Origin of the sequence: Paraburkholderia sp. A1BS-2L (assembly GCF_051125205.1) — a bacterium.
GTDB lineage: Bacteria > Pseudomonadota > Gammaproteobacteria > Burkholderiales > Burkholderiaceae > Paraburkholderia.
Genome location: NZ_CP120429.1, coordinates 413,615 through 438,425, shown reverse-complemented (window position 1 = coordinate 438,425; position 24,811 = coordinate 413,615). Strand labels below are relative to the sequence as shown.

General features: G+C 64.5%; 18 protein-coding genes and 1 pseudogene. All 19 read right to left on the bottom strand.

What is annotated here, in order from left to right:
* Window positions 1-2 precede the first annotated feature (2 nt).
* Window positions 3-1,640 carry an NADP-dependent glyceraldehyde-3-phosphate dehydrogenase gene (locus P5W98_RS16740; RefSeq protein ID WP_421026892.1) on the bottom strand — a complete coding sequence of 546 codons (1,638 nt, stop codon included), beginning with the start codon at window positions 1,638-1,640 and terminating at the stop codon, window positions 3-5.
* A 108-nt stretch (window positions 1,641-1,748) separates the two neighbouring features.
* Window positions 1,749-2,702: an ABC transporter substrate-binding protein gene (locus tag P5W98_RS16735; RefSeq protein WP_421026893.1), complete on the bottom strand. Its 954-nt coding sequence runs from the start codon at window positions 2,700-2,702 to the stop codon at window positions 1,749-1,751.
* 115 nt (window positions 2,703-2,817) lie between these two features.
* Window positions 2,818-3,774 (bottom strand): annotated as a pseudogene (locus P5W98_RS16730) (ABC transporter permease subunit); the annotation flags it as partial.
* Window positions 3,775-3,923: 149 nt separating this feature from the next.
* Window positions 3,924-5,477, bottom strand: coding sequence for a sugar ABC transporter ATP-binding protein (locus P5W98_RS16725; protein WP_421026894.1), 1,554 nt, complete (start codon window positions 5,475-5,477; stop codon window positions 3,924-3,926).
* Entirely contained in the window at window positions 5,464-6,726 is a 1,263-nt protein-coding gene (locus P5W98_RS16720; protein WP_421026895.1) for an ROK family transcriptional regulator, read from the bottom strand. The genes P5W98_RS16725 and P5W98_RS16720 overlap by 14 nt, the downstream gene beginning before the upstream one ends.
* Before the next feature lie 229 nt (window positions 6,727-6,955).
* Complete coding sequence (locus tag P5W98_RS16715; protein WP_421026896.1) at window positions 6,956-7,396, bottom strand: hypothetical protein; 441 nt, start codon at window positions 7,394-7,396, stop codon at window positions 6,956-6,958.
* Window positions 7,397-7,428: 32 nt separating this feature from the next.
* Window positions 7,429-8,229, bottom strand: coding sequence for a hypothetical protein (locus tag P5W98_RS16710; RefSeq protein WP_421026897.1), 801 nt, complete (start codon window positions 8,227-8,229; stop codon window positions 7,429-7,431).
* 270 nt (window positions 8,230-8,499) lie between these two features.
* On the bottom strand, window positions 8,500-9,984 hold the full coding sequence (gene zwf / locus P5W98_RS16705) for a glucose-6-phosphate dehydrogenase (protein ID WP_421026898.1): 1,485 nt from the start codon (window positions 9,982-9,984) through the stop codon (window positions 8,500-8,502).
* Between the two features lie 14 nt (window positions 9,985-9,998).
* Window positions 9,999-10,937, bottom strand: a complete 939-nt coding sequence (locus P5W98_RS16700; protein ID WP_421026899.1) for a carbohydrate kinase family protein — start codon at window positions 10,935-10,937, stop codon at window positions 9,999-10,001.
* Window positions 10,938-10,960: 23 nt separating this feature from the next.
* Window positions 10,961-12,601, bottom strand: a complete 1,641-nt coding sequence (gene pgi, locus P5W98_RS16695) for a glucose-6-phosphate isomerase (RefSeq protein WP_421026900.1) — start codon at window positions 12,599-12,601, stop codon at window positions 10,961-10,963.
* 31 nt (window positions 12,602-12,632) lie between these two features.
* Window positions 12,633-13,871 carry an ROK family transcriptional regulator gene (locus P5W98_RS16690; RefSeq protein WP_421026901.1) on the bottom strand — a complete coding sequence of 413 codons (1,239 nt, stop codon included), beginning with the start codon at window positions 13,869-13,871 and terminating at the stop codon, window positions 12,633-12,635.
* 341 nt (window positions 13,872-14,212) lie between these two features.
* Window positions 14,213-17,326 (bottom strand): efflux RND transporter permease subunit, encoded by a 3,114-nt coding sequence (locus P5W98_RS16685; protein ID WP_421026902.1) that lies wholly within the window; start codon window positions 17,324-17,326, stop codon window positions 14,213-14,215.
* 78 nt (window positions 17,327-17,404) lie between these two features.
* Entirely contained in the window at window positions 17,405-18,472 is a 1,068-nt protein-coding gene (locus P5W98_RS16680) for a metal transporter (protein ID WP_421026903.1), read from the bottom strand.
* Window positions 18,469-19,875, bottom strand: coding sequence for a TolC family protein (locus tag P5W98_RS16675; RefSeq protein WP_421026904.1), 1,407 nt, complete (start codon window positions 19,873-19,875; stop codon window positions 18,469-18,471). Before P5W98_RS16675 ends, P5W98_RS16680 begins: the two co-directional genes overlap by 4 nt.
* Window positions 19,876-19,979: 104 nt before the next feature.
* Window positions 19,980-21,260, bottom strand: coding sequence for a sensor histidine kinase (locus tag P5W98_RS16670; protein ID WP_421027098.1), 1,281 nt, complete (start codon window positions 21,258-21,260; stop codon window positions 19,980-19,982).
* Window positions 21,250-21,939, bottom strand: coding sequence for a response regulator transcription factor (locus tag P5W98_RS16665; RefSeq protein WP_421026905.1), 690 nt, complete (start codon window positions 21,937-21,939; stop codon window positions 21,250-21,252). Before P5W98_RS16665 ends, P5W98_RS16670 begins: the two co-directional genes overlap by 11 nt.
* 296 nt (window positions 21,940-22,235) lie before the next feature.
* Entirely contained in the window at window positions 22,236-22,556 is a 321-nt protein-coding gene (locus P5W98_RS16660) for a DUF4148 domain-containing protein (protein ID WP_421026906.1), read from the bottom strand.
* A 248-nt stretch (window positions 22,557-22,804) separates the two neighbouring features.
* Window positions 22,805-24,130: a sensor histidine kinase gene (locus tag P5W98_RS16655; protein WP_421026907.1), complete on the bottom strand. Its 1,326-nt coding sequence runs from the start codon at window positions 24,128-24,130 to the stop codon at window positions 22,805-22,807.
* Window positions 24,127-24,789: a response regulator gene (locus P5W98_RS16650; RefSeq protein WP_421026908.1), complete on the bottom strand. Its 663-nt coding sequence runs from the start codon at window positions 24,787-24,789 to the stop codon at window positions 24,127-24,129. Before P5W98_RS16650 ends, P5W98_RS16655 begins: the two co-directional genes overlap by 4 nt.
* Between the last annotated feature and the right edge of the window lie 22 nt (window positions 24,790-24,811).

The following is a 24,811-nucleotide window of genomic DNA, read 5'->3' as shown; positions in this document are numbered from 1 at the left end:
GCTTAAAAGATGAAGTCGGTGTTGATGAACTTCGATTGATGCTCACGAACAATGGTGTTGAGGAGTGTCTTGTTCGACTCGGTCAGTTTGGCCGCGATCATCGAGCGGATTGAGAACGCACGCAGCGCGTCGCTGACCGAAAGCGTGCCTTCGGCCGAATCCTTGCGCCCGGCGAACGGGAACACGTCCGGCCCGCGCTGGCACTGGCAGTTGATATTCACGCGGCAGACCTGGTTGACGAGCGGATCCACCAGCGCACCGATCTGCGCGGTGTCGGTGCCGAAAATGCTCACCTGCTGACCGTGATCCGAGGTGATCACGTAGTCGAGGGCCTGGTCCACCGAGTCGAAGCTCATCACCGGCACGACAGGACCGAACTGTTCCTCCCGGTACAGCTTCATGCCTTCGCGCACGGGGTAGACGACAGCGGGGTCGAACAGCGTGCTGCAGAATTCACCGCCGCCCTCGTTGACGACGCGCGCGCCTTTTGCCACGGCGTCTTCGATCGCCTCCGTCATGTAGGCCGTGCGGTGCGGCCCCGGCAAGGGCGTGATATGCACGCCGGCTTCCCAGGGCATGCCCATCTTGAGCCGCGCGAGTTCGGCGGTGAAGCGCCCGAGAAACGCATCGACGACGCTGCTGTGCACGATCAGCATTTTGAGGGCTGTGCAGCGCTGTCCGTTGAACGACAGGGCGCCGAGCAGACATTCCTTGACGGCGAGATCGAGGTCGGCGTCGGGCAGCACGATGGCCGCGTTTTTCGCGTCGAGGCCCAGCACTGCGCGCAGACGGTGCGACTTGGGGTGCTGCTTCTTCAAATGGTCCGCCACGCGGCTCGAGCCAATCAATGCCAGAACGTTGATCTTGCCCGAGGCCAGCATGCGCGGCACCACCAACTGGCCCGGTGCGTAGATGGTGTTGACCACACCGGGCGGAAACGCGTCGCGAAAGACTTCGAGCAGCGGCTCGAACAGCAGCGTGCCGTATTGCGGCGGCTTTAGAACCACGGTATTGCCCATGAGCAACGCGGGGATCAGGGTGCAGAACGTCTCGTTGAGCGGATAGTTGTACGGCCCCATGCACAGAACGACACCTAGCGGCGTGCGCCGAACCTGGCCAATGGTTCCCTCGACGACCATGAATCGCGAATGGTCATTTTCCACGCCCTTCAGCGTCTCGATCGTGGCCTGGATGTATTCGATGGTGCGATCGAACTCCTTGCGCGAGTCGATCAGGCTCTTGCCGATCTCCCACATGAGCAGGTTGACGATCTGCTGGCGGCGCTCGACCATGCCTTTCACGAACGCCTGCATGCAGGCGATGCGGCCGGCGACCGTCATCGTCGGCCATTGACCCCGGCCATTGTCGTACGCGGCGACAGCGGCATCCAGGGCGGCGTCGCTCTGTGCCTCGCCCATCAACGGGTAACTACCGATCTCGACCTGGCTGACATCGCGGGTCGCCGCATCGCGTATGCAAACCGGCGAGCGTACAGTTTTACAGGGGCCATCCCATGTCAGGATCTGCCCGCCAATCAGGAAGCCGCGCTGATGAACGGGAGCGGCAAGCCGATGTTCTGATGGAATTTCGTCGACGGTGGGGAAATACCGGGCGAGTCGCGGATGGTGATCGGTCGTCATGGGCGCTCCGAAGGCAGTGGGGACATTGGCTGACAAATTAAGTAGTACTTCACATGACAATCGAGCTTGCCCCTGAATCATGACAGGGGCAACACCGAATAAAGCCACTCAATGCGGCGACGACCAGCCCTTGTAGCTGCCGATGTTGTCGCGCGTGATGAGCTGCGGCGTCATCTGGATCAGCGGATTGGCGGGCTTCTTGCCGTTCATGATGTCGTAGCCCACCTGCACGGCCGTCTGCGCCATCTTCCACGGATCCTGGCTTGCCGAGGCCTGCACCAGCGTGCTGGTCTTGAGCGCCGTTTCGATATCGGGCGCGCCGTCCACCGAGGTGATCACGATGTTGCTGCGATTGAGTTGCTTGGCGGCCAGATCGCTGCCCACGGCCTGCGGATCGTTGATGGTGAACACGCCGGCCACTTGCGGGAAGCGCGTGAGATAGCCCTGCATGGTGTTCATGCCGCCTTCGCGCGAACCCTTGCCGTCCTGGTCGTCGGAGAGGATCTTGATGCCCGGCGACTTCGCGAGCACCTGCTTGCAGCCGTTCACGCGGTCGATCACGGCCGAGACCTGCGGGCCGTTCTCGATGATCACGTTGCCCTTGCCGTTGATCTTCTTCGCCAGATATTCACACGAGATCTGGCCAGCCTTCACGTTGTCGGTCTGCACGGTGGCGTCGGCGCCCGCGGCAGCCACGTCCACCGCCACCACCACGATGCCCGCGGCGCGCGCCTTCTTCACGGCCGGCTCGATTGCCTTCGGATCGGAGGCGTTCAGCAGGATCATGTCGACGTGCGCCGAGATGAAGTTGTCGATCTGCGTGAACTGCTTGTTCAGGTCATAGTCGGCGGACACGGCGGTGACTTTCGCATTCGGATTGAGCTGCCTGGCCTTGGCTTCGGCACCCTGCACGATCGTGACGAAGTAAGGATTGCCAAGCGAGCCCACGGTGATGCCGATCGACTTCAGTTGCTTGTCGGCGGCATGCGCGCCCTGCAGCGCGAAACCGAGCGCGAGTGCGGCAGCGGCGCGAACAGCGAAAGCAGCCTTTTTCTTGAACATAACGTTGTCTCCAGAGGGGTCCGGTTGGTGTGTGTCATGCAGGGCGGGGGCAGGAGGACCGCCTGCCCCCGCTTTCAAAGCCGGTTCAAGGCCGGTTCAAGGCCGGTCAAGCGGTTCAGGTGCGCGCCGAGCCGCGCTGGCGGTAACGGTCGAGCGCCACGGCACCGACGATCACGAGGCCCTTGATGATGTATTGCCAGATGTCCGAGACGCCCAGCAGCACGAGGCCGTTCGAGAGCACCGCGATGATGAGCGCGCCGATCAGCGTGCCGACGATCGAGCCCACGCCGCCCACGAAGCTCGTGCCGCCCAGGATCACCGCCGCGATGGCGTCGAGTTCGTACGACTGGCCGAGCTGCAGGCCGTTCGCGGCATAGAGGCGCGCGGCCGACATCACCGCGCCCAGGCCCGCGAGCAGGCCCGAGACCGCATAGACGAACATCTCGATGCCCCACACCTTGATGCCCGAGAGGCGCGCCGCTTCGGGGTTGCCGCCCACCGAGTAGATGTGCAGGCCAAGCACCGTGCGGCGCAGCACGAACCACGACACGGCCACCACCACCAGCGCGATGATCACGAGCCAGGGCACGCCGAACACCGTGCCGTTGCCGATGAAGGCGAACGAGAGTTGCGGATTGAAGACGGTGGTGTCGTGGCCGATGAGGCGGGCGATGCCGCGCACGGCCGTGAGCGAGCCGAGCGTGACGATGAACGGCGGCAGGCGCAGCAGCGAGATCAGCGCGCCGTTGACGATGCCAAAGCCAAGCCCCACGCCGAGCGCGGCGGGAATGCCCAGCCAGCCCCAGCCCGGCACGGTCGAGCACAGCATGGCCGTGACCGCCGAGGCGGCCAGTATCGAGCCCACCGAGAGGTCGATGCCGCCCGTGAGAATCACGAAGGTCATGCCGGCGGCGAGCACGATGTTGATCGACGCCTGCTGCGCGACGATCGAGAGATTCTGGAACGTGACGAAGCCATCGGTCAGGAAGCCGAAGCCGATGCATAGCAGCACGAGCACGGGCAGCATGCCTGCCGTGCGCATGAGGGATTTCATGCGGGCGCGATGGCCGTCGGGCGCAGCGCCCCCGCGCGCGGCCTGGGCCGGTTGGGCGGGCGACGCTGCAACGCCGTGGCGGGGAAGGATGTTCTTCATGATGTCGTGCTCCTCAATATCTCTTCGACTGGTGCGTCGGACTGGTGCGTCGGACGGGTGCGTCTGAATCAGGCGGCCTCGTCCAGCGCGTCCTGCGAGCCGGTGGCGAGTTCGATGATGGCTTCCTGGTTGATGGGCTTGCCGGTGTAGCCGCCCAGCTCTCCGGCGAAGACGCCTTCGCGCATGACGAGCACGCGGTCGGCCACGCCGATGATCTCGGGCAGTTCGCTCGAAATCACGATGATGCCCACGCCGGTTTTGGCGAGGTCGTTGATGATGCGGTAGATCTCCGACTTCGCGCCGATGTCCACGCCGCGTGTCGGCTCGTCGAGGATCAGCACGCGTGGTCTGGTTTCCAGCAGGCGCGAGAGCAGCACCTTCTGCTGGTTGCCGCCCGAGAGCGCGCCCACGTTCACGCGCGGGCTGGGCACGCGGATCGAGAGCGAGCGGATCGAGTCCTTCGCGCGCGACGCGCCGCGCGCGAGGTCGAGCACGCCGAAGCGCGCATCGCGCCCGGCCACGGCCACGTTGATGTTGTCGCGCACGCTCATGTCGAGAAAGAGGCCCTGATGCTTGCGGTCCTCGGTCAGATAGACGAGGCCCGCCTCAATCGCATCGCGCGGGCCATGCACGTGGAGCGTGCGCCCGTCGATGGCGATCTCGCCGCGCACGCGCGGCTCCGCGCCGAAGATCAGGCGTGCGAGCTCGGTGCGGCCCGCGCCCACGAGGCCGGCAATGCCGAGCACTTCGCCCGCATGCAGGTCGAGACTGCAGCCGCGCACGCGGTTGTGGTCGGCCACGTCGCGCACCGTGAGCACTGCCTTGCCGGGATCGTAGGGCGCGTGCTCCTTTTTGTAGAACCCCGAAATATCGCGGCCCACCATCATGCCCACCAGGCTTTCCGCGTTGAGCGCGTCGCGCATCAGCGTGCCCACGTAGCTGCCGTCGCGCAGCACCGACACGCGGTCGGAGAGCTCATAGATCTCGGCCATGCGGTGGCTGATGTAGATGATCGCGAGCCCTTCCTCGCGCAACTGGCGGATCAGCTTGAACAGACGCTCGGTTTCGCGCGAGGAGAGCGGCGTGGTGGGCTCGTCCATCACGATGATGCGCGCGTCGCCATGCACGGCGCGCGCGATTTCCACCAGCTGGCGTTCGGCGATGGAGAGCGAGCCCACCAGCGTCGCGGGGCCGAAGCTGGCGCCGAGACGCTTGAGCACGTCTTCGCAGCCGCGCTCCATGGCGGCCCGATCGACCATGCCGAAGCGGCGGCCGCCGCGGCGCAGCTCGCGGCCCGCGTGAATGTTTTCGGCAACCGAAAGGTTCGGCGCGAGGCTCAGCTCCTGGTAGATCACGGCCACGCCCAGCTCGCGCGCGGCGAGCGGCCCGTCGATCACGACCGTCTTGCCGTCGAGCACGATCTCGCCGCCGGCGTCGGCCTGATACGCGCCCGAGAGAATCTTCATGAGCGTGGATTTGCCCGCGCCGTTCTCGCCCATCAGCGAATGCACCTCGCCGGGCCACACCGAGAGGCGCACGTTGTCGAGCGCGCGCACGCCGGGAAACGTCTTGCTGATACCCCGCATTTCCAGCAGCGGGGGCGTCTGTTCAGAGCGCGACATGGCTCTCCTCCTGCGCTTGTACGTTGGCTTGTGCGCCGGCGCCCATCAGGATGCCCGCACGCGGCGAAAAGTTGAAGAACATGGGCAGCGTGGCGGCGCCCAGCGCGCCGGCGTCGGGGCCGAAGGTGCCGCGCACCAGCGCGGGCGTGCCGCGCGCCTCGGGCGCGGTGGCCGCCACGGCCACGCGCAGGCGCTGCATGAGCGTATCGATGAGGCCCGCGTCCACGTCGGCGTCGAGCACCACGGCCGGCACGTCGAGCACGCACAGCGCGGCGCGCAGCGCGGGCGCGAGCGCGTCGATGCAGTCGTCGAGCCATTCCCCGACGGCCGGATGGCCGCGTGCGATGCACGCCTCGATATCGGCGCGGTTGTCCACCGTCTCGCCGTGATATTGCAGATGGCGGCGCAGCGCGATGAGCGAGGCGCGCGAGAGCAGGATGTCCCACTTGCCGGCGGGCTTGTGCGCCGAGGGCAGGGCGCCCGGCGGCACGGGCATCACGGCGAAGTCGCCCGCGTTGCCGGAGAGGCCGCGCACGCAGTCGCCGTTGATGGCGATGCCGCCGCCAATGGCCGGGCCGAGGAACAGATAAAGGAAGTCGTCGCGCTGACGGCCGCAGCCGTAGAAGATTTCGGCGATGGCGGCGGCGTTGCCGTCGTTTTCGCTGAACACGGGCAGCCCGAGCGCGCGGCCCAGCTCGCCCGCGAAATCGACGTCGCTCCACACGCGGAACGCCTCGGCGGGCAGACCCAGCTCGCTCAGCCAGCTGCCAAGGTTGTACGGCTGCGCGACGCCAATGCCCGCGAGCCGGCTGCGCTCGGATTTATCCAGCAGGGCGGATAGTTCGCGGATGTCCTGCTGGACGATGTCCTGCGCCACCGAAGGTTGGGGGAGCAGCATGTCGTGCGAGCGCCGGCCGATCATCTGGCCCGCGAAGTCGACCAGCACGGTTTCGATATTGGTCCGGTCGAGCCGCACGCCGATGGCGAACGCGCCGCGCGGCGCGAGCCGCAGGAGCGAGGCGGGCTGGCCGCGTCCGCCGTCGAGGCGCCGTCCGCTCATCTCGATGAGGCCGTTTTCCGCAAGCGAGGTGATGATGCTGCCCACGGCGGTGCTGGTGAGATTGGCGAGGCGGGCGAGATCGGCCTTCGAGGCCTCGCCGGCGCGCCGCAGCGCCTGCAGCAGCAGTCGCTCGTTGAAGCGGCGGACATTGGCCGAGTTGCTGCCCTGGCCGACATGCGGACTTCTCACGTGTTTTCTCCGGTTGCGCCAGCAAAGGGTGTGACAGGGTTGGCGACTAAATAAATCAAGTTGATTTATTTAATGACGGAACGCGGCCTGTGTCAGCCTGGGGAAATCCCGGTGATGGGGTGCTCACCCGTCGGGCTGGGCGTGCCAATTGAACGCGGACGACGGCCCGCGCCGATCCCCGTCAAACCGTATCCGGCGCGACGATGCGGCAGTTATGCCAAAACATGCATTACGCAGCGTGAGCCTGACTTTTGCGTATCTTGTCCGGTATCTCGATGCGGAGTAAGCGATCGAGTTTCGAAGTGCATTGCAGGTACTGTCGACGGGAAACTGAATTTATTTGCTCATCGTAAATTCGGACGATGTCCTGGGTTAATCGCGTTGCGTCTTCGCCCAGACTCCACTCATCGGTTGCATAGGCGTGCTCGGCGGCAGCCTCTAACGCACCTTCGGCATCGCAATACAATTCGTATGCCGCATTCCCGTATCCGTCATGCCATAGCAGGTACGAAAGATAGGTCATGCGGATCAGTTGGAAAAGCTGATGCCGATTTCCCCGACCCGTGCGGCACAGCGCGAAAGCCAGATGGGCTGCGAGCGACGCGTCCCTGACGTATGCCGTGGGCAAGGGGAGCAGCATGGCCTTCTGAGATAACTTTGGATTTTGCATCGTTTCCTGAGCGGCTTTTGTCGCACGCCAATTTATGGCGTCACGATCTCGAATCGATAAGCCATTTCGACCGGCCGGCCAGGCTCGAGCGCGACCGCAGTGGGAATCCCTCTGGCATTGATCGGGTTTTGCGCCAGCGAAGGGCGGCAGCCAAGCTCGAATGCGCTCGCCACGGGCTCGACGCCGAGGCACAGGTTGCGGCCGTTCCAGGGGCTGTAGGTGCGGCCGCGATTGCTGATCCACAGCAGCAGCGACGGCAGCACGGAGGCGTCCCACGTGAGCCGGCAAGTCACCTGGGATTCCTCATTCGTCAGCGTGACTGACCCATCGACACCGCAGAGCTGAATGATCTCTTCCGTATCGTGCGCAAAGGGGAGGCGGTCGAATGCCGCCGCTCCGCCGGCGCGTAGCGGTACATGATCGAGCCGCTCGAAAACTGCGCCTGGGGCGGCACGCGATACGCCGGGCTCGGGGCCGCCCGGATGCACAACGCCAAAGCGAAACGCACCCGTATGGATTTGCATGGCTCCGGCCATCGACGGCAAAGCCAGGTTGGGATGCAGTCCAAGCGGGCGTCGCGTGCTGCGGCGCGCCTCGATCTTCACGGAGAAGTCGATTGCGGGGCTATCAGGGTCGGCACGGACCACGCGCACGACGCGGGCAATCGACGATTCGGGTGGATATTCGAGCGCAATCTCGATCGAGTGCTTCGTCTGGCGCACGAGGGTCCATTCACCCACGCAGGCATAACCGTGCAGCAGGTCGTCACTCGCATCCAGCGGACCATCGCGTTCATCGACTGAAGCGGCGAGGCTCTTTCGCCAGTTTTCCACCACCGTCTCGGCAGACCAGGGCACCCCAAACGGAACGCAGGGAAATTCGCTTCTGAGCTGACCGAGTAGTCCCGTCTGCCCGTGTGTTTCATCGTCGAGCCACGGGGCTTCGTAAAACGGTGCGACGCGCCTGCTGCCATTGCGTAGGGAAACGCCGCCGAGCATGCCGCCTCTTGAGTGAACGTTGAGGGAGCCGTGAGGCCATTCGAGATGCCAGATGTTATCCATGCTCGTGATTTTGAGAGAAAGGGGGGAGAGGGTCGTGCCTGGTCAGTTTTCTTCTTCCGGCCAGCATGTGTTGTGGCGCGCGAGCAGCGCGCTGGCCGCGGCCGGTCCCCAGGTGCCGGATGCATAGGGTTTCGGCTGGCTTGCCTGAACGGCCCAGTCTTCGATGATCGGGGCGACCCAGCGCCATGCGGCTTCCTGTTCGTCGCGCCGCACGAAGAGGGCAAGCCGTCCGCCGATCACATCGAGCAGCAAGCGCTGATAAGCCTCCATCCGGTCTTGCTGGAAGAATTGATCGAAGGCGAGATCGAGGTGCACGCCTTGCAAGGTCATGCCCATGCCCGGTTGCTTGGCGAGCGCGCTGAGGCGAATCGATTCGTCAGGCTGCAAACGGATCGTCAGCCGGTTCGAACCCGGACGCAAGGCCATCGGGCCCAGCGCCGAGTGTGGCACCGGCCGGAAATTGACGACGATTTCAGCGATGCGGCCGGCAAGTCGTTTGCCGGTGCGCAGAAAAAACGGCACACCCGCCCAGCGCCAGTTTTCCACTTCGGCTTTCAACGCGACGAACGTCTCGGTCGTGCTGCCCTGGCTGACACCCGCCTCCGCGTGATAAGCGCAGACGGACGTGTTCTTGATGGCGCCTGCGTGATATTGCCCGCGGACCACGTTCTGCCGGATCTCGTCGCCGAGCACCGGTTTGAGTGCGCGCAGCACACGCAGCTTTTCGTCGCGTACCGCGTCCGCATCCATGGACCGCGGCGGTTCCATCGCGATGATGGCAAGCAGTTGCAGCAGGTGGTTCTGCACCATGTCGCGCAACGCGCCGGTTTGATCGTAAAAATTGCCGCGACTTTCGACGCCCAGTTGCTCGGCTACCGTGATCTGGATGCTCTCGACCCATTCGCGTCGCCACAATGGTTCGAACAACGAATTGCCAAAACGCAGTGCGAGCAGGTTCTGGACGGCTTCCTTGCCCAGATAGTGGTCGATCCGGTAGATCTGGTCTTCGTCGAAAATTTCGCCGACTGCATCATTGATCGAATTGGACGAATCCAGATCGTATCCGAGCGGCTTTTCCAGCACGATGCGCGAGCCTTCGGTGAGGCCGGCCGATGCCAGTGCGCGGCAGATCGGCACGAACAGCGCAGGCCCGGTCGCCAGATAGAAAATGCGCCGCCCGCGTGCGGTATCGAGTGTTTCGCGCAGCATGGCGTACGAATCTGGCTGGCCGGCGTCGAGCATGACGTAGGCGATGCGCTCGAGAAAGCTTCGCCATACTGAATCTTCGATGGCGTCGCCCGCGATATGGGGCTTCACATGCTCGCGAACCCAGCGCAGATAGCCACTCGTATCGAGCGCTGTTTGCGCGACGGCGACAATGCGGCCGTCGGGCGCGAGCAAGCCGTCGCGGTGCGCTGCGAAGAGGGCCGGCAAGATCTTGCGCATCGCCAGATCGCCTGTTCCACCGAACAGGACGAAGGCGAATGGCGGATAATCCGGGCCGCCGCGGCTAGGGCGTTTGGTCATGGCGTTCAGTGCGTTCAGTGTTGGAGGTCGGGACAAAGGCTCGCGCAATCGGTTAGCGCAGCCACGTCGGACAGTTGCGGCGCGTAGGCGCCTTGCCGGGCGCACGTGGCCGCGGCACACGCGGCGGAAAACGCCAGATGAGCGGCCAGCGGCGCATCGGGCCGCGTGAGCAGACTCGCCAGCCATCCGCCAAAGCAGGCGTCGCCGCAGCCGACGGTGTCGACCACCTGGGTCGCGAATGCCGGCTGAAACAACACTTCCTGCGCCGTGAACAATTGCATGCCCTCGGCGCCGCGCGTCAGGAGGATTGCCGCTGCCGGGGCCCACGCGCGCAGTTGGGCGAGCGCGCGGACTTCGTCCAGTTCGGGGAACAAGCCCCGTAGATCCTCGTCGGAAACCTTGATGTAGCTGGCGAGCCCGGCCATGCGGCGCAGTGTGCTCCGGTAGGCGGGGCCGGCCATCAGATCGCGGTAGTTCGGATCGAATGAGATCTGCTTGCCGGCCGCATGCGCCGCCTGCGCAATCTCCAGAAGGTGCGCGGCCAGCGGCTGCCGGACCAGGCTGAGCGAGCCGAAGTGAACGATCTGGGCCGCGTCGAGCCAACCCGGGGGCAACGACTGCGCGTCGAACGCGAGATCGGCACTGTTCTCGCCGACAAAGAAATACTGCGGCGGATGCTTCGAAACGACCATGGCGAGAAACGGCGCACGCTCGACCTGACGGATGAAGCGCATGTCGAGTCCTGCCCGCTGGCTTTGCTGCATTAACTCGTCGCCGAAGGTGTCGCGGCTCACGGTGCCGGCGAAGCCCGTGGACACGCCAAGGCGCGCGCCCACACGGGCAACGTTCCAGCACGATCCACCGGCCGCGCTGCTCCAGCGCTGGTCGTCTGCGCGGATAAAGTCGGTCAGTGCTTCGCCGAACACGACCAGTTTGGGGAGATTCGTCGTCATTCGAATTGACCCGGTTAGTCAAATTAAAGTGTCGATGCGGAGCGCGGCTTGCGCCGCTGTCTGAAGCGGTCGATCAGAGCGCTGGTGGAACTGTCATGAGCCAGCGCGACATCCGCCTGGGCGACTTCGCCCTCGATCGTCGCAGCCAGCCGTTTGCCGAGCTCCACGCCCCATTGATCGAATGAATTGATGTTCCAGATGGCGCCTTGTACGAACACCTTGTGCTCGTACAGCGCGAGCAGGGCGCCGAGCGAAGCCGGATCGAGCTTGTCCAGGCAAATCGTGTTGGTCGGGCGGTTGCCATCGAAGTTGCGATGCGGCTCGCTCGCTGCCGGCGCGCCGTTCATCAGCGCTTCGGATTGTGCGAAGCAATTGGCGAGCAGGATTTCGTGGTGGGCGTCGAGCGCGTGATGCGGCTGCATGCAGGCGATGAAGTCCGCTGGAATCAAAGCGGTCCCCTGGTGCAGCAACTGGAAGAACGCGTGCTGGCCGTTGGTGCCGGGCTCTCCCCAGATGACGGGCCCGGTCGCATAGTCGACGCGCTCGCCCGACAGGGTGACCGACTTGCCGTTGCTCTCCATGTCGAGCTGCTGCAGGTACGCCGGCAGACGGTGCAGGTAGCGGTCGTACGGTGCAATCAGGTGGCTTGTGGCGCCGAAGAAGTTGATGTGCCAGACGCCGATCAATGCAAGCAGGACCGGCAAGTTCTGCGCGAGCGGCGCCTCGACGAAATGCCGGTCCATCGCGTGAGCGCCGCCGAGCATGGCCTCGAAGGCCTCCATGCCGATCGCGAGCGCAATGGGTAGCCCGATCGCGGACCAGAGCGAGTAACGGCCACCCACCCAGTCCCAGAACTCGAACATGTTGTCCGTATCGATGCCAAACGCGGCGACGGCTTCGGTATGCGTGGAAACGGCCACGAAGTGCTGCGCGACGGCCGTTTCGGGCGCGCCGCTCGCGAGCAGCCATGCGCGCGCGGTGCGGGCATTGACGAGTGTCTCCCGAGTGGTAAAGGTCTTCGACGCCACGATGAAGAGCGTCGTTTCCGGATCGGCGCTGCGCAATACCTCGGCGATGTCCGCGCCGTCGACGTTGGAGACGAAGTGCATCGTCAACGCTTCGTGCGCATACGGTTTGAGGGCTTCGCAGACCATGCGCGGTCCCAGGTCCGAGCCGCCAATGCCAATGTTCACCACATCGGTAATCGCGCGGCCGGAATAGCCGCGCCACATGCCCTCGCGGACGGCATCGGTGAAGCGGCGCATTTTGTCCAGTACTGCCGAGACTTGAGGGACCACGTCCTTGCCGTCGACCACGATTGGCATGGCGCTGCGTTCGCGTAGCGCAACGTGCAGGACCGGCCGGTTTTCGGTGACGTTGATCCGCTCGCCCGCAAACATCGCCCGACGCCGTTCTTCCACACCCGTCTCGCGCGCGAGCGCACACAGGAGTTCGAGCGTCTCGGCGGTGACCAGATTCTTCGAGTAATCGACATACAGGCCGGCCGCTTCCAGCGAGAAATGGACGGCGCGATCCGGATCGTTGGCGAATAGTTCACCGATCGAACCGTGCGCGAAGCTTGCACGATGTGCGGCAAGCGCACGCCATGCAGGTGACTGGGTGAGTTTCGATACGGTCAGTCTGGATTCGGAAAGGTTGGACATTTCTTACGGTATCCTGAGCGTCATGAAAAAATTAATGCATTGAATCGAGCGATTCCGTCGGCTCCGGAAGCATCTCGGCACGCGGAAGAAAGTTGAACAACATCGGCAACGTGGCTGCGCCGAGCGCGCCCGCATGCGCGCCAAATGTGCCGTGCAGGAGTCTCGGTGCACCGCGCGCCTGGGGCGCGTCGGCGGACAGCGCGACGCGCAAGCGCCGTATCAGCTTGTCGATGAGACCGGCGTCGACATCGGCGTCGACCACGATTGCCGGCACGTCGAGCACGCACACCATCGCGCGCAGGGCAGGGGCGAGTGCATCGACGCAATCGTCGAGCCATTCGTCGACCGTCGGCTGGCAGCGCGCAATGCAATCTTCAAGGCCCGCGCGATGCTCGACCGCTTCACCGCTGGCACGCAGGTGTCGCGACAGCGCGTCGAGCGAGGCGCGCGAAAGCAGGACGTCCCATCGGCCCATGGGCCGCGATGCCGATGCTAGCCGGTCAGGCGAGCTGGGCATCGCACGGGAATCGCCCGCGTGAGCGCTTGCGCCGCGCAGGCAATCACCGTCGACGGCGATGCCGCCTCCGACCGCAGGCCCGAGAAACAGATAGAGGAAATCGTCACGATGGCGTCCGCAGCCGTAAAACAATTCGGCGATCGCGGCGGCCGTTCCATCGTATTCGCTACAGACGGGCAGCGACAGCGCCCGCTCGAGTTCACCCGCAAAGCGGGTTTCATCCCATACGAGAAACGTTTCCGACGGCAGGCACGACTCGCGTTGCCGGCTTCCGGCGTTATGCGGCTGCGCGACACCTACGCCGGCGAGCCGTGTGCGTTCTTCCGCGGTAAGCACTTGCAGCAGGTGGTGAATGTCGTCCTGGACGATCTCGAGGACATCGGCTGGATGCGGCAGCGCTGCGTCGTGAACCCGACGACCCAGCAACTGGCCGGCGAAATCCACCAGCACCGTCTCAATGCGGGTGCGATCCAGGCGTGCACCGATGCCGAAGGCGCCGCGGGACGCGAGGCGTACGCGCAACGCCGGCTGGTCGCGCCGACCGTCGACATGCCGGTCGGGGAACTCGATCAGTCCAGCCCTGGCAAGCGGCGCGATATAGCTATCCACGGCCGTCGTGGTGAGGTTTGTGAGCCGCGCAAGATCCGCTTTCGAGGCTTGTCCGGTACGACGCAATGCGTGAAGCAGCCGGCGCTCGTTGCACCGGCGCACCTTTGCCGAGTGGCTGCCTGGGCCAGTATGCGGACCTTTCACGAATCTCCTCCAGCGGGTGAGCCGTCTGTGCAGCGATTAATTAATTCAAGTTGATTTATTTAAACGCGCGATCGCGCGTCTGTCAGCCCAGGGAAATCCCGGTCTGGAATCACAGGCTTGACGATGCTCAGGCGTGGCAGCGGTGCCGGCGGCTGTCGCTGCAATCAAAAACGAGCAATTGGGACGGGGGCTTTTCGCGCCGAGGTTGAACGGCGTTCGAATGGCTTGGCGATCTGCGGGAGAAGAGCGCGCCTTCTCTTGCGTCAGCGGATGACAATGATCACGGGGGGGCATTTACGGCACCGTGCGGGGGGCCGGTACGTGCCATCGATGTTGCCGGGTCACGCGCTCGCCGGCCCGGCTTCGGCGCTTTCCTCGCGCGCGAAGCGCCCGTAACGTAATGCCAGTGCCGGCAGCACGATGAGGTTCAACGCAGTCGACGTGATCAGGCCGCCCAGAATGACGATCGCCATCGGCCCTTCGATTTCGTTGCCCGGCGCACCGCTCGTCACGGCGAGCGGCAGCAGCGCGAGCGCGGTCACCAGCGCGGTCATGAGGATCGGCACCAGCCGCTCTGTTGCGCCGCGCACGGCGGTGTCCATGTTCCAGGCCAGGCGGTCGACATGCACCAGGTGTTCGTAGTGGCTGATCAGCATGATCGAATTGCGCAGCGATATGCCGAGCAGTGTGACGAAGCCCACCATGCTGCCGAGCGACAGACTCGCGCCGCTCAGCACCACGCTCAGGACACCGCCCACGAGCGCGAAAGGCAGGTTGGCGAGAACCAGCATCACGGCGCGCCGGTTCTTCATGGCCAGGAACAGCAGCAGTGCGATGCCCACCAGCGCAATTGCGGCATACGCGAGCAGGTCGCGCTGCGATTGCGCGCGCGCTTCGCTCTCGCCGCTGAAAACGGCATAGGTGCCCGGCGGCATCCTGATCTCGCGGTTCACGCGCGCCTGCGCTTGCTTCACGAAGTCGGTGACCGGCCGGTTGCCGAGATTGACCGATACCGCCTGCACACGCTCGCCACCGTCATGGGTGATCTGATATCGGCCGGCGACCTGGCGGATCGTCGCGAGCGAGGCGAGCGGCACCGCAAAGCCGTCGGCATTGCGCACCATGAGCTTGCCGATGTCACCGACGGTCCGGCGCTGCGCCGGGTCCAGCACGACCGCAACGTCATAGGTGCGGTTGCCCTCGTGGATCTGCGATGCAGTCACGCCGGCGTATGCGGCCTGGATCGCATCGAGCACCTCGACAGGACGCAAGCCCGAGCGGCTCAAGGCGTCGGGGTTCAGTCTCACGTCCAGTTCGGGAATGCCGGGCGGCGAGTCCACGCGCACGCTGGCGACGCCGTGGATCGTGCCGATCAACTGTGCGATCTGCTGCGCCGTACGGTCGATGACATCGAGGTTGTTGCCGAACACATTCACGACCACGGGCGACGTCGTGCCCGAAATGGTTTCATCGATGCGTTCCTCGAGGAACGTGTTGATCGAGGTGGAGAGCCCCGGAAAGCGCGCCAGCGCCTGGCGAATCCGGTAGAGCGCCCAGTTCTGGCCCGATGCACTCATCGGCTCGAGGTCCACCTCGAACTCGGACAGTTGCACGCCGGTCGGGTCGACCACGCCGGTCGCGCGCCCCGCGCGCTGCGCCACGAGGCGCACGCCCGGCACCTGCATCAGCGCCTTCGAGACCTGCGTGCCGATGCGCATCGATTCGGCAAGCGACGTGCCGGGCGCGAGCCCCATGTGAACGGTGTAGTGCCCTTCGCGCAGTTGCGGAATAAAACTCCCGCTCAAGAAGGGCAGCGATGCGAGCGCGGCCGCGCACATCACCGCGACGACCGCCATGATCCCTTTCACGTGGCGCTCGACCTTCATCAGCAGTGCGACGTAACGTGTCTTGAGGCGGCCGATCAGGCGCGGCTCCCGCTCGGGCAAGGGACCCGTCGCCAGCAGCGCGAGCGCCATCGCCGGGGTGAGCGTCAGGGCGACGCCGAGCGATGCGAGCACGGCCAGAATGTAGGCGATGCCGAGCGGCGCAAACAGCCGCCCGCCTATACCCGTGAGCGTGAGCACGGGCAGGAAGATCAGCATCACGATGAAGGTGGCGAAGACCACGGCGCTGCGGACTTCGAGCGAAGCGCGCAGCACGACGCGAAACGCCGGAAGCGGCTCGCGCAGCGTGCGGTTCTCGCGCAGGCGCCGGTAGATGTTTTCCACGTCGATGATGGCGTCGTCCACCACTTCGCCCAGCGCGATCGCGAGCCCGCCCAGCGTCATCGTGTTCAGGCTGACGCCGAACGCAGTGAGCACGATGATCGCGATCAGCAGCGCCAGCGGAATCGCGACCGAGGAGATCACCGCGGTGCGCACATTGAGCAGGAACAGGAACAGCACGGCGATAACCAGCATGGCGCCGATGATGAGCGCCGTGCGCAGGTGTCCCACCGCGGCCTCAATGAAGTTGGCAGGCCGAAACACATTGATGTTCACGTTCACGCCTTGCCGTGCGAGCGCGGGCTCGAGTCCCGCGAGCGTCTTTTCGATGTCGCGCGTCACGGCCATCGTGTTGGTGCCGTACTGGCTTTCCATCACCACCATGACGCCGGGCTTGCCCATGATCGATGCAGCGCCAACGGCAGGCGCGTTTCCCCAGGTCACGTTGGCGACGTCGCCGAGGCGAACCGCCGCGCCGTTGCTGGACCGCAGCACGACGCCGGCGAGCTTTTGCGGTGTAGCGATCTGGCCATCGGCGTTGATGGCGATGCGCTGGTTGCTGTTTTCGATGAACCCCGCACCGCGCACGCCGGTGGCCTGGCGCGCTGCGGCAATCACGTCCTGCGTCGACAGGCCATGCTGCATCAGCCTCGCGGGGTCGACCTGGATCTGCATCTGGCGCGTCTTCCCGCCGAACACTATGACGTCGGCCACACCTCGTGTGCCGAGCAATTGCGGCTTGACGGTCCACTGGGCGATGTCGTAGAGATCCGCCAGCGAGCGTGTCTTCGACGTGAGGCCGATGGTGCGCACGACGCTCGTCGTGGTGGTGAGCGGCAGGAGCTGGGGTGCCGCGACACCCGCCGGCAGCGCGCCCGCGAGCGCGCCGATGCGCTCGGTGACGAGTTGGCGGACCTGCATCACATTCGCATGGTCTTCGAAGACGAGCGTGACCGAGGAAAGCCCCTGCATGGACCGCGAGCGAATCGATTGGAGACCGGTCATGCCGCCGAGCGCATTTTCAACCGGCTGGGTGACGAGGGTCTCGACCTGCTCGCTGGTCATGCCGGGCGCGGCCGTCTGCACGATGCTCATTGGCGGCGCGAATTCGGGAAAGACATCGAGCTTTGCGCGCGTCAGCGTAAAGAGCCCGTAGCCGGCAGCCATGACGGCCAGCGAGAAAACGACGCCGCGAAAGCGCAGCGAAAAGCGGATGATCGCGTCAAGCATGGGGCGTGGCGTTATGGGGTTCGGTACGAGGCATGCACGCGTGAGTCGTGAGTCTTGAGTCGTGGCGCAATCGCAGGGTCAGTCGTCGCACTCGGGTGGATCCTTGCACGCGGTGGCGATGCCCTGAGGCTTCAGTTCTTCGGAGAGCAGCAGTTGCGCACCCTGAGTCACGATCTGGTCGCCGGCGCGAAAGCCCGATGTCACCATGAAGCCGTGCTCGCCCTCGTTGCTGGCGTTCACGTAGCGCCGCGTAAAGCGCCCGGGCGCGGTGCGCACATATGCCCATGTTTGCCCGCCGTACCACACCACCGCCTGCTCCGGAATCAGCAGCCCGGAGACGGCCTCGCTCGAGGTCGGCACGCGCGCGCTCGTGCGCAGATTGGCTGGCAGCGCGGCATCGGCGATATAAAGCCAGGGGCTCCCCTGCACGGCGGGATCGGCGAGCGGCGAAGCGGAAAGCTTTTGGGCCGGCACCGCGTGGCCGCCACCCGTATCGACGGCGATACGCTCGGGCGGCGTCGCGCCAAAGCGCGCGGGTAAGGTGACGCGCAGCACGACCGCCTGCCCCGACTGGAGACGATGAAACAGCATCGAGGCCGGTGCGGCTGCGGCGTTCGCAAGCACGTTGCCGAACTGCTGCCGCATCGTGCCGCCAAGGCCGCCCAGCGTCGCCTGGGCCGATTGCAGTTTCGCTGCATCGGCCTGCATTGCCGATTGCGCGTCCTGCAGGCTCTTCTGCGAAATATTGCGGTCGTCGGCGAACAGGGCGCGGCTGCGATCGTACTGGGCACGCGAGCTGGCCGCCTGCGCGGTGAACGTGTCCACGTCCGCGCGCGCGCTGGCGAGGCGGTTGCGCAGATCGAAGAGCGGCTGGAGATCGAGCACGCTCGCGTCGACGCCGATGGTGGACTGGCTCGTGACAGTGCTCAGTGGCGCGACTTCGATGTGACTGGCGCGTTGCGCCTCGGGGCTCACGAGCACGACCGTTTCGCCGTTGACCGTTTGCACGGCGGGCGGCGGAGCCGTTTGTGCGGCGTCGGCCGTCGACGTGCCGGAGTCGTCGAACGACTGGTTGATGATGTACCAGCCTGCGCCGCCAGCGAGGGCCAGCGAAATCACACACAGCAGGAACAGTCGGAGTTTCATCGCGGTGTCTCTTCGCTGAGGGGATGGCTCACGGTTTCATGGCCGATGGGAGCGAGCGGCTGCTGCATCGCGTCTTCGAGTGCGCCAGCGGCCTGCTGGACCGCGATTTCGGCATCTAGCCGGGCGGTCTTGCTTGCCTGATAGTCGGCTTTCGCTTGTGTGAAGGTCAGCCGGTCCGCATTGCCGCTGGCGAAAGCCGCTGCCTGGCTGTCGAGTTGCCGGCGCGCAGTCGCCAGATGCGCGTCGGACAGGTGCAGTGCTTCGAGGCCTGAACGGTAGCGCGCCAGTGCGTGTGCGAGAGCGCCGAGGATGAGGTCCTGCAACGCCCCCGTACGGATTGCCGCTTCCTTGCGCCTGGCCTCGGCTTCTTTGATGCCGCCCTGGTTCTGGTCGAAGATCGGCAACGTGATGCCGGCCAGCCCGAAGCCGATCTTGTTCGTGCCCGTGTCGTAGGTGTAGCCGGAGCCGAGGTGGATATCCGGATACTGTTTCGCGACCTCGAGCTGAAGCGCCGATTCGGCCGCGGCGTAGTCGGCCAGCGAGGCGCGCAGATCGGCGCGGTGGAAGATCGCCGCGCGCTGCGCATCGGCGGCCGGCGGTGCGGGCGGCACCGTTTCGAAGGCCGACAGGTCGAGCGTGACGCCGTCGAGTGCGCTGGCCGGCACGCCGATGGCAGCCGCCAGTTGCGCGAGCGCGTCCTGTTCGGCGCTGCGCGCGGCGGCCAGGTTGCTCAGCGCCTGGGTGTCGGCGAGCACTGCGGAGTCGACGTCCGGCCGTGAGTACTGTCCGGCGGCGAGGCGGTGGCGGCTCATCTGCGTGATTTGTCGCTCGGCATCGGCCTTGGCGGACAGGAAGGCCGTGCGGCTGCGCGCCGCGTAGAGGGCGAGCATGGCGTCCCGGACCTGTGCGCGAACCTTCCACGCTGCGTCGACGATGTTCAGCCGCGCGGCTTCGGACAGGTGGGTCGCCTGATCGACGCGATAGCCGCGCTTGTGCGCGGTCTCGATCGGAATGTCGAGCGAAGGTCCCCAGGTGAAGGGCGCGCCTGGCCCCGGGTTAGGCGTGTTGTACTGAAACGGCAGTTGCAGGACCGGATTAGGAATCGAGCCGGCGACATCGATGCCGGCTTTGGCCGTGCTCCATTGCGCACGGGCGAGGTCGAGGGCGGGGCTGTAGTAGAACGCCGCCAGGGTGAGCATCTCGCAGTTCCAGACCGCGGGTGGCCACGGAGCGGCATCGTGGCCAGTTTCGCGCACAACGTATGCATGCAGATCCTCGCTCACCAGCGAGCGTTGTTCAAACTGTTGGGCCAGTTGCTCCGGGGCGATCGGCTGGGGATGGTAGGTCGTACAACCGGCCATCGCGGCGGAAGCCATGAAGGCAATCAATAACGCGCGGCGCATGCGGGCATTCCATCGGACACGGTGCTGCCCACCCGGGCAGCTTTCGCGGCGGATGCTACGCCACCCGTTGTGAAGTTTTCGTCAAGAAGGGCTGATGGGCCGGCTCAGGTCCGGTTTGCTACCGGCAGGTACAACGACACGCAGGTGCCCTTGCCGGGCTCGCTGTCGATCTCGATGGACCATCCGTAGCGTTCGGAGATCTTCTTGACGATCGCGAGGCCGATGCCGACGCCAGGTGTCGGGGTTCGAGGTGATCCTGCCTGGTAGAAGCGGTCAAAGACATGGGGAAGCGCCTCCGCGGGAATGCCCGGCCCGGTGTCTTCGATATGCAGCCGGTCGTTTGCGTAGCGAAACCGGAGATGTCCGCACCCCGTATGCCGGACGGCATTGTCGATGAGATTGGACAGCACGATGGCCAGCGCTGAGCGGTTTGCCATTACACAAAGGTCACGGTCCACGTCAATCGCCGTATCGAGTCCGTTGTGCGCGAGCGGGCCAGCGAAAGGCGTCAGCGCGGTTTCGATCATGTTCGCGATCGCCACTGGTTCGACGTCGCGGGCAGAATCTTCTCTCGCGAGCATCAGCAGTGCGTTCACGAGTTCGCGCATGTTGTCGGCTGCGCGCTCGATTTGATGAAGCCGCGCGCGGGACTTGCCGCTAATCGCTGCATCGTGTTCGAGCAGTTCGCAACTGGTCTTGATCGTCGTGAGCGGCGTGCGCAGTTCGTGGCTGACATTGCCCGTGAACTCCTTCTCGCGTTCGATCATGTCGGCCATCCGGCGATGGTAGTCGTTGAAGGCTTCCACGAGTCCGACGAGTTCGGTCTCGTCGTATTTGCCGGGCTGGATCGGCGCGGCTTCGCCGAGGCGGAGGCTTTTTACCTGCCGTGCGAGACCCGCCACCTGCCGCACCAGCAGGCCCGACAGTCCGAACGACAGCCAGATTGTCAGGAGCGCGAACACCCCTGTACCCGCCATCAGGGCATTGATGGCCTCCTTGAAATGTTTTTCGTAGAGGCTGAAGTCGTAAACCCGATACAGGCGCGCAGTACCCAGCGGCACGATCGTGACGTGGATCTCCTGTGCGTCGATGATGATTTCATGCGTGCCGGCCGGCAGGTCCCTGACTGTTGCAGGCAGGGAAATTGCGCGGTGGTCCGCATGCGAAACATAGCCGTTCATTCGGACATCGAATGGTGGCAACAAGGCGGGGTTGGCTTCGTAGCTCTTTAGCACGCTCGCCATGTCGTCACGAATCAGCGCGGTGATCAGTCTCTCTTCCTGTGCTTCGGCCAGTGTTCTCACGCCGAGCGCCTGGGCGAGCAGCAGCGCGATGGTCAGCACCGAAAAGAAAAGGGCAACCTTGAAGCGCAGGCTATTTCGCATCATGACCGGTCGCCACCAGCCGATAGCCGACGCCATGGAGCGTTTCGATAATGTCCGTTTCGTCAGGGCCGCAGAGTGCCCGGCGCAGCGTGTAAACGTGGGTGCGCAGCGTATCGCTATCGGGCAGTGCCTCGCCCCAGACTTCGGATTCGAGTTCCGCACGGGTGAACGTGCGGTGGGGCGACTGCATCAGGATACGCAGCAGCTGAAGACATTTGGGGGGAAGCTTGACCGGGCGTCCGGCGCGCTCGACGGCCATCGAAGACAGATTCAGCCGCACGTCCGCGAACCGCAGATCCATGGTGGCCACTTGTCCGCGATAGCGTTTGATCAGGGCGCCAAGACGCGCACCCACTTCCTTCAGGGAAAACGGCTTGACGAGGTAATCATCGGCGCCGTGCACGAAGCCCTCGAGCTTGTCGTCCAGCGCGTCTCTTGCGGTCAGCATCAGCACCGGTGTATCGCGGCCCGCATCTTCGCGCAGCCTGCGACAGAGCGTGAGTCCGTCGAGGCCCGGCAGCGACAGGTCAAGCAGGATGGCGTCCCACGAGTTGGCGAGCGCCATCTGCAGCCCCGCGTTGCCATTGGACGCTACATCGACCTCATAGCCGGTCCCCTCCAGATAGTCGTACAGGTTCGTGGCGATTGCGGAATCGTCTTCGATAATGAGCACTTTCATGGACGTCCGTTGTCACGCTCGGGCTGGACAGGAAAGCTGATGCTACCGCAGAAAATACCGAGGCTGGATTTTTCCATAACTATGGAATGCCTCAATGACCTTAATGCCGGATTAGTTGCGCAAGCATCCGTTATCGGCGCCGCGTGTAGTCTTCGCAAATCCTGAAGCCACCGGCTACAGGACGGCGCCGGTACAGGCGAGCGTTCCATTCAACGGCGGCCGCGTCTGACCCGTACGGGGCGAGTCAGACGTTCCGGTTTCGTGTACCGCGCGGGCGGCACGCGTTCGCACGGCCGTTAGTGGTGTTCGAACAGCTTCGCTCTGTCGTGGTGGGCACTCTGGGATTCGCCGGCTTGCGAGCTGCCTGAGGTGCTGCTGCCCATGCCCGATGTAGACAGTGTGCCTGCCGATTCTTGAGTGGCGACTCTGGCCCCGGCTGCTTGTATATCCGCTGGGTAGTTATTGTCGCGCCGTGCCGGGTTGTATCCGGCCTTTTCGACCTGTACCAGCTGGGCGTGCACCTGCGCACGAGTCAATGAAGTAGTCGTTTGAGCAAACGAAGCCAAAGGGACGAGCAGAATGCCGATAACGGCGATTCTAGAGATTGTCGCGTTCATATAAACCTCCCGACCTTCAGGTCGTACCAAGAGAATATGAATTCCATCTTAGGACAGGATACTTATGCCAGCGTTAACGGCCATTGCGGGGCTGAGCATCGATAAACGGTACTCGACTGCACTCGCGCATCATTTTCGCAGCCCGTTTCCACATTCTTAGTTCTGCAAAAATGAACATATGTGAAACTGAAATTTATTCCTGTTGTGATGCTTGCATTGCTGCTGGCAGCCGGCGCCCATGCCGTGGATCAGTCGTGAGGAAACCGTAAGGTTACCACCAAGCCGCGATTGTCTTCGCCGCTGCCAAGCGAGATGCGGGCGTGGTGCTGTTCGGCGATGCGCCTGACGATCGACAGCCCCAGCCCGCTGCCCGACGCGTTGTGTGCCTCGCCGCGGTAAAAGCGCTCCCATACGCGCGTGCGGTCTTCTTCGGGAATACCTGGGCCGGTATCGCGGACTTCGAGTACGGCGCAGCCGTTTTCGCGGCCGACAATGACGTCAACGCGCGCATGGGCTCCGGCGTAGCGGATGGCATTGTCGACGAGGTTGTTGAGCAGGATGCGAAGGCCGTCGGCATTGCCCCTTGTGGTGACGACATCCGCAGCAATCAGGCCCAAATCGATCTCATTGGCTTCTGCGTGCCGTATTCTGTCGCCGACCACGGCCCGTGCGAGCGCGCCCAGATTCACATCGACGAAGACCGGGGCCGGCGACTCGGGGCCAAGTTTCGCGAGTGTCAGCAACTGCTCGGCGAGATGAGCGAGGCGTGCGGTGCCGGTGCGGATCTGCCCCGTGATCGCTTCGCGTTCACGCGGGCCCGGCGCCTTTTGCAGCAGCTCAGCCTGAAGGCCGAGCCCCATGATCGGCGTGCGCAGCTCGTGCGCTGCGTCGGCGATGAACTGACGCTGGGCGGTGAACGCATGATCCAGTCGCGACAGCAGATCGTTGATCGCATCGACTAGCGGCTTGACTTCCGCAGGCATGGCCGTCGTGTCGATCTCCTGCATGTTGTCCACGCCGCGCCGTTTCAGCTTGGCCGCAACCTGCCGCAGCGGCCTCAAACCGTAGCCGATGCCGAACCAGACAAATAAGGCAAGCACTGGCACCAGCGATAGCACGGGCCAGAAAAGGGCCGCGGCAATCTCCGCCACCGCTTCCCAGTGCGCGCGTTGCGCCTGGGCGATACGGATGAGCAGTTCGCCGTCGCGCTCGACATACGTATGCCATAGCTGTCCGTTGACTTCGATGTCCGAGAAACCGACGGCCTGCGGCGGCGGCAATGACGAGTCGCGGTCGGTGCTGAACACGGGCAACGTGCCGCGCCAGACCTGAAGCAGCACGGCGTGTGACTGTTCGCCCGAGAGACGGTCTTCGTTTGCGCCCTGCATGCCCCGGAGCGCCAGATGACCATCGGGTTCGACCACGACGTGCTGTGTGATGCCCTTGAGCTGGTCGTTGAGCACCTCGTTCAGTTCCGAGAGCGCGCCCCAGTAGGTCGCGGCGCTGGCAAGCAGCCCGGTGAGCAACGTGGCGGGCAGTAACCAGATCAGCAGACGGCGGCGCAGCGATTTCAAACAATCTCTCCGATCTGGTAGCCCACGCCACGAACATTGCGAATCGCCTTTGTGCCCAGCTTGCGCCGCAAGTTGTGGATATGCACCTGGATGGTGTTGCTCTCGACTTCCTCATTCCAGCCGTAGATACGCTCTTCGAGCTGTTCCCGGGAAACGATCGTGTCCGGCTTGTGCATCAGTTCGTGAAGCAGCGCGAACTCGCGCGTGGTGAGCGGTATTTCTTCGTCATGCAGCCAGACCCGATGCTGGACCGGATCGAGCCGTAGCGGACCCGCCTGCAGCATTGTGCGCGCGTGACCGGCCTGCCGGCGATGCACGACGCGCATGCGCGCGAGCAACTCATCGAGGGCAAATGGCTTGACGATATAGTCGTCGGCGCCGCCGTCGAGTCCCGCCACCCGATCCGGAACGGCATCGCGGGCCGTGACGATGATGACGGAAGTGTCGTCGTCTCGCTCGCGCAGCCGGGCGAGCAAAGTCAGCCCATCCTGCTTTGGCAGGCCGAGGTCGAGCAGGACGAGCCCATACGACGTCGTGCGCAAAGCGAGGGCGGCGGCGTTGCCATCCCGGGCCCAGTCCACGGCGAACCCCTCGCCCTGCAGCCCTTGTTGCAACCCGCTGCCGATCAGTTCATCGTCTTCTACCAGAAGTATTCGCATACGCGCGTTCCGTTGCGCCTGT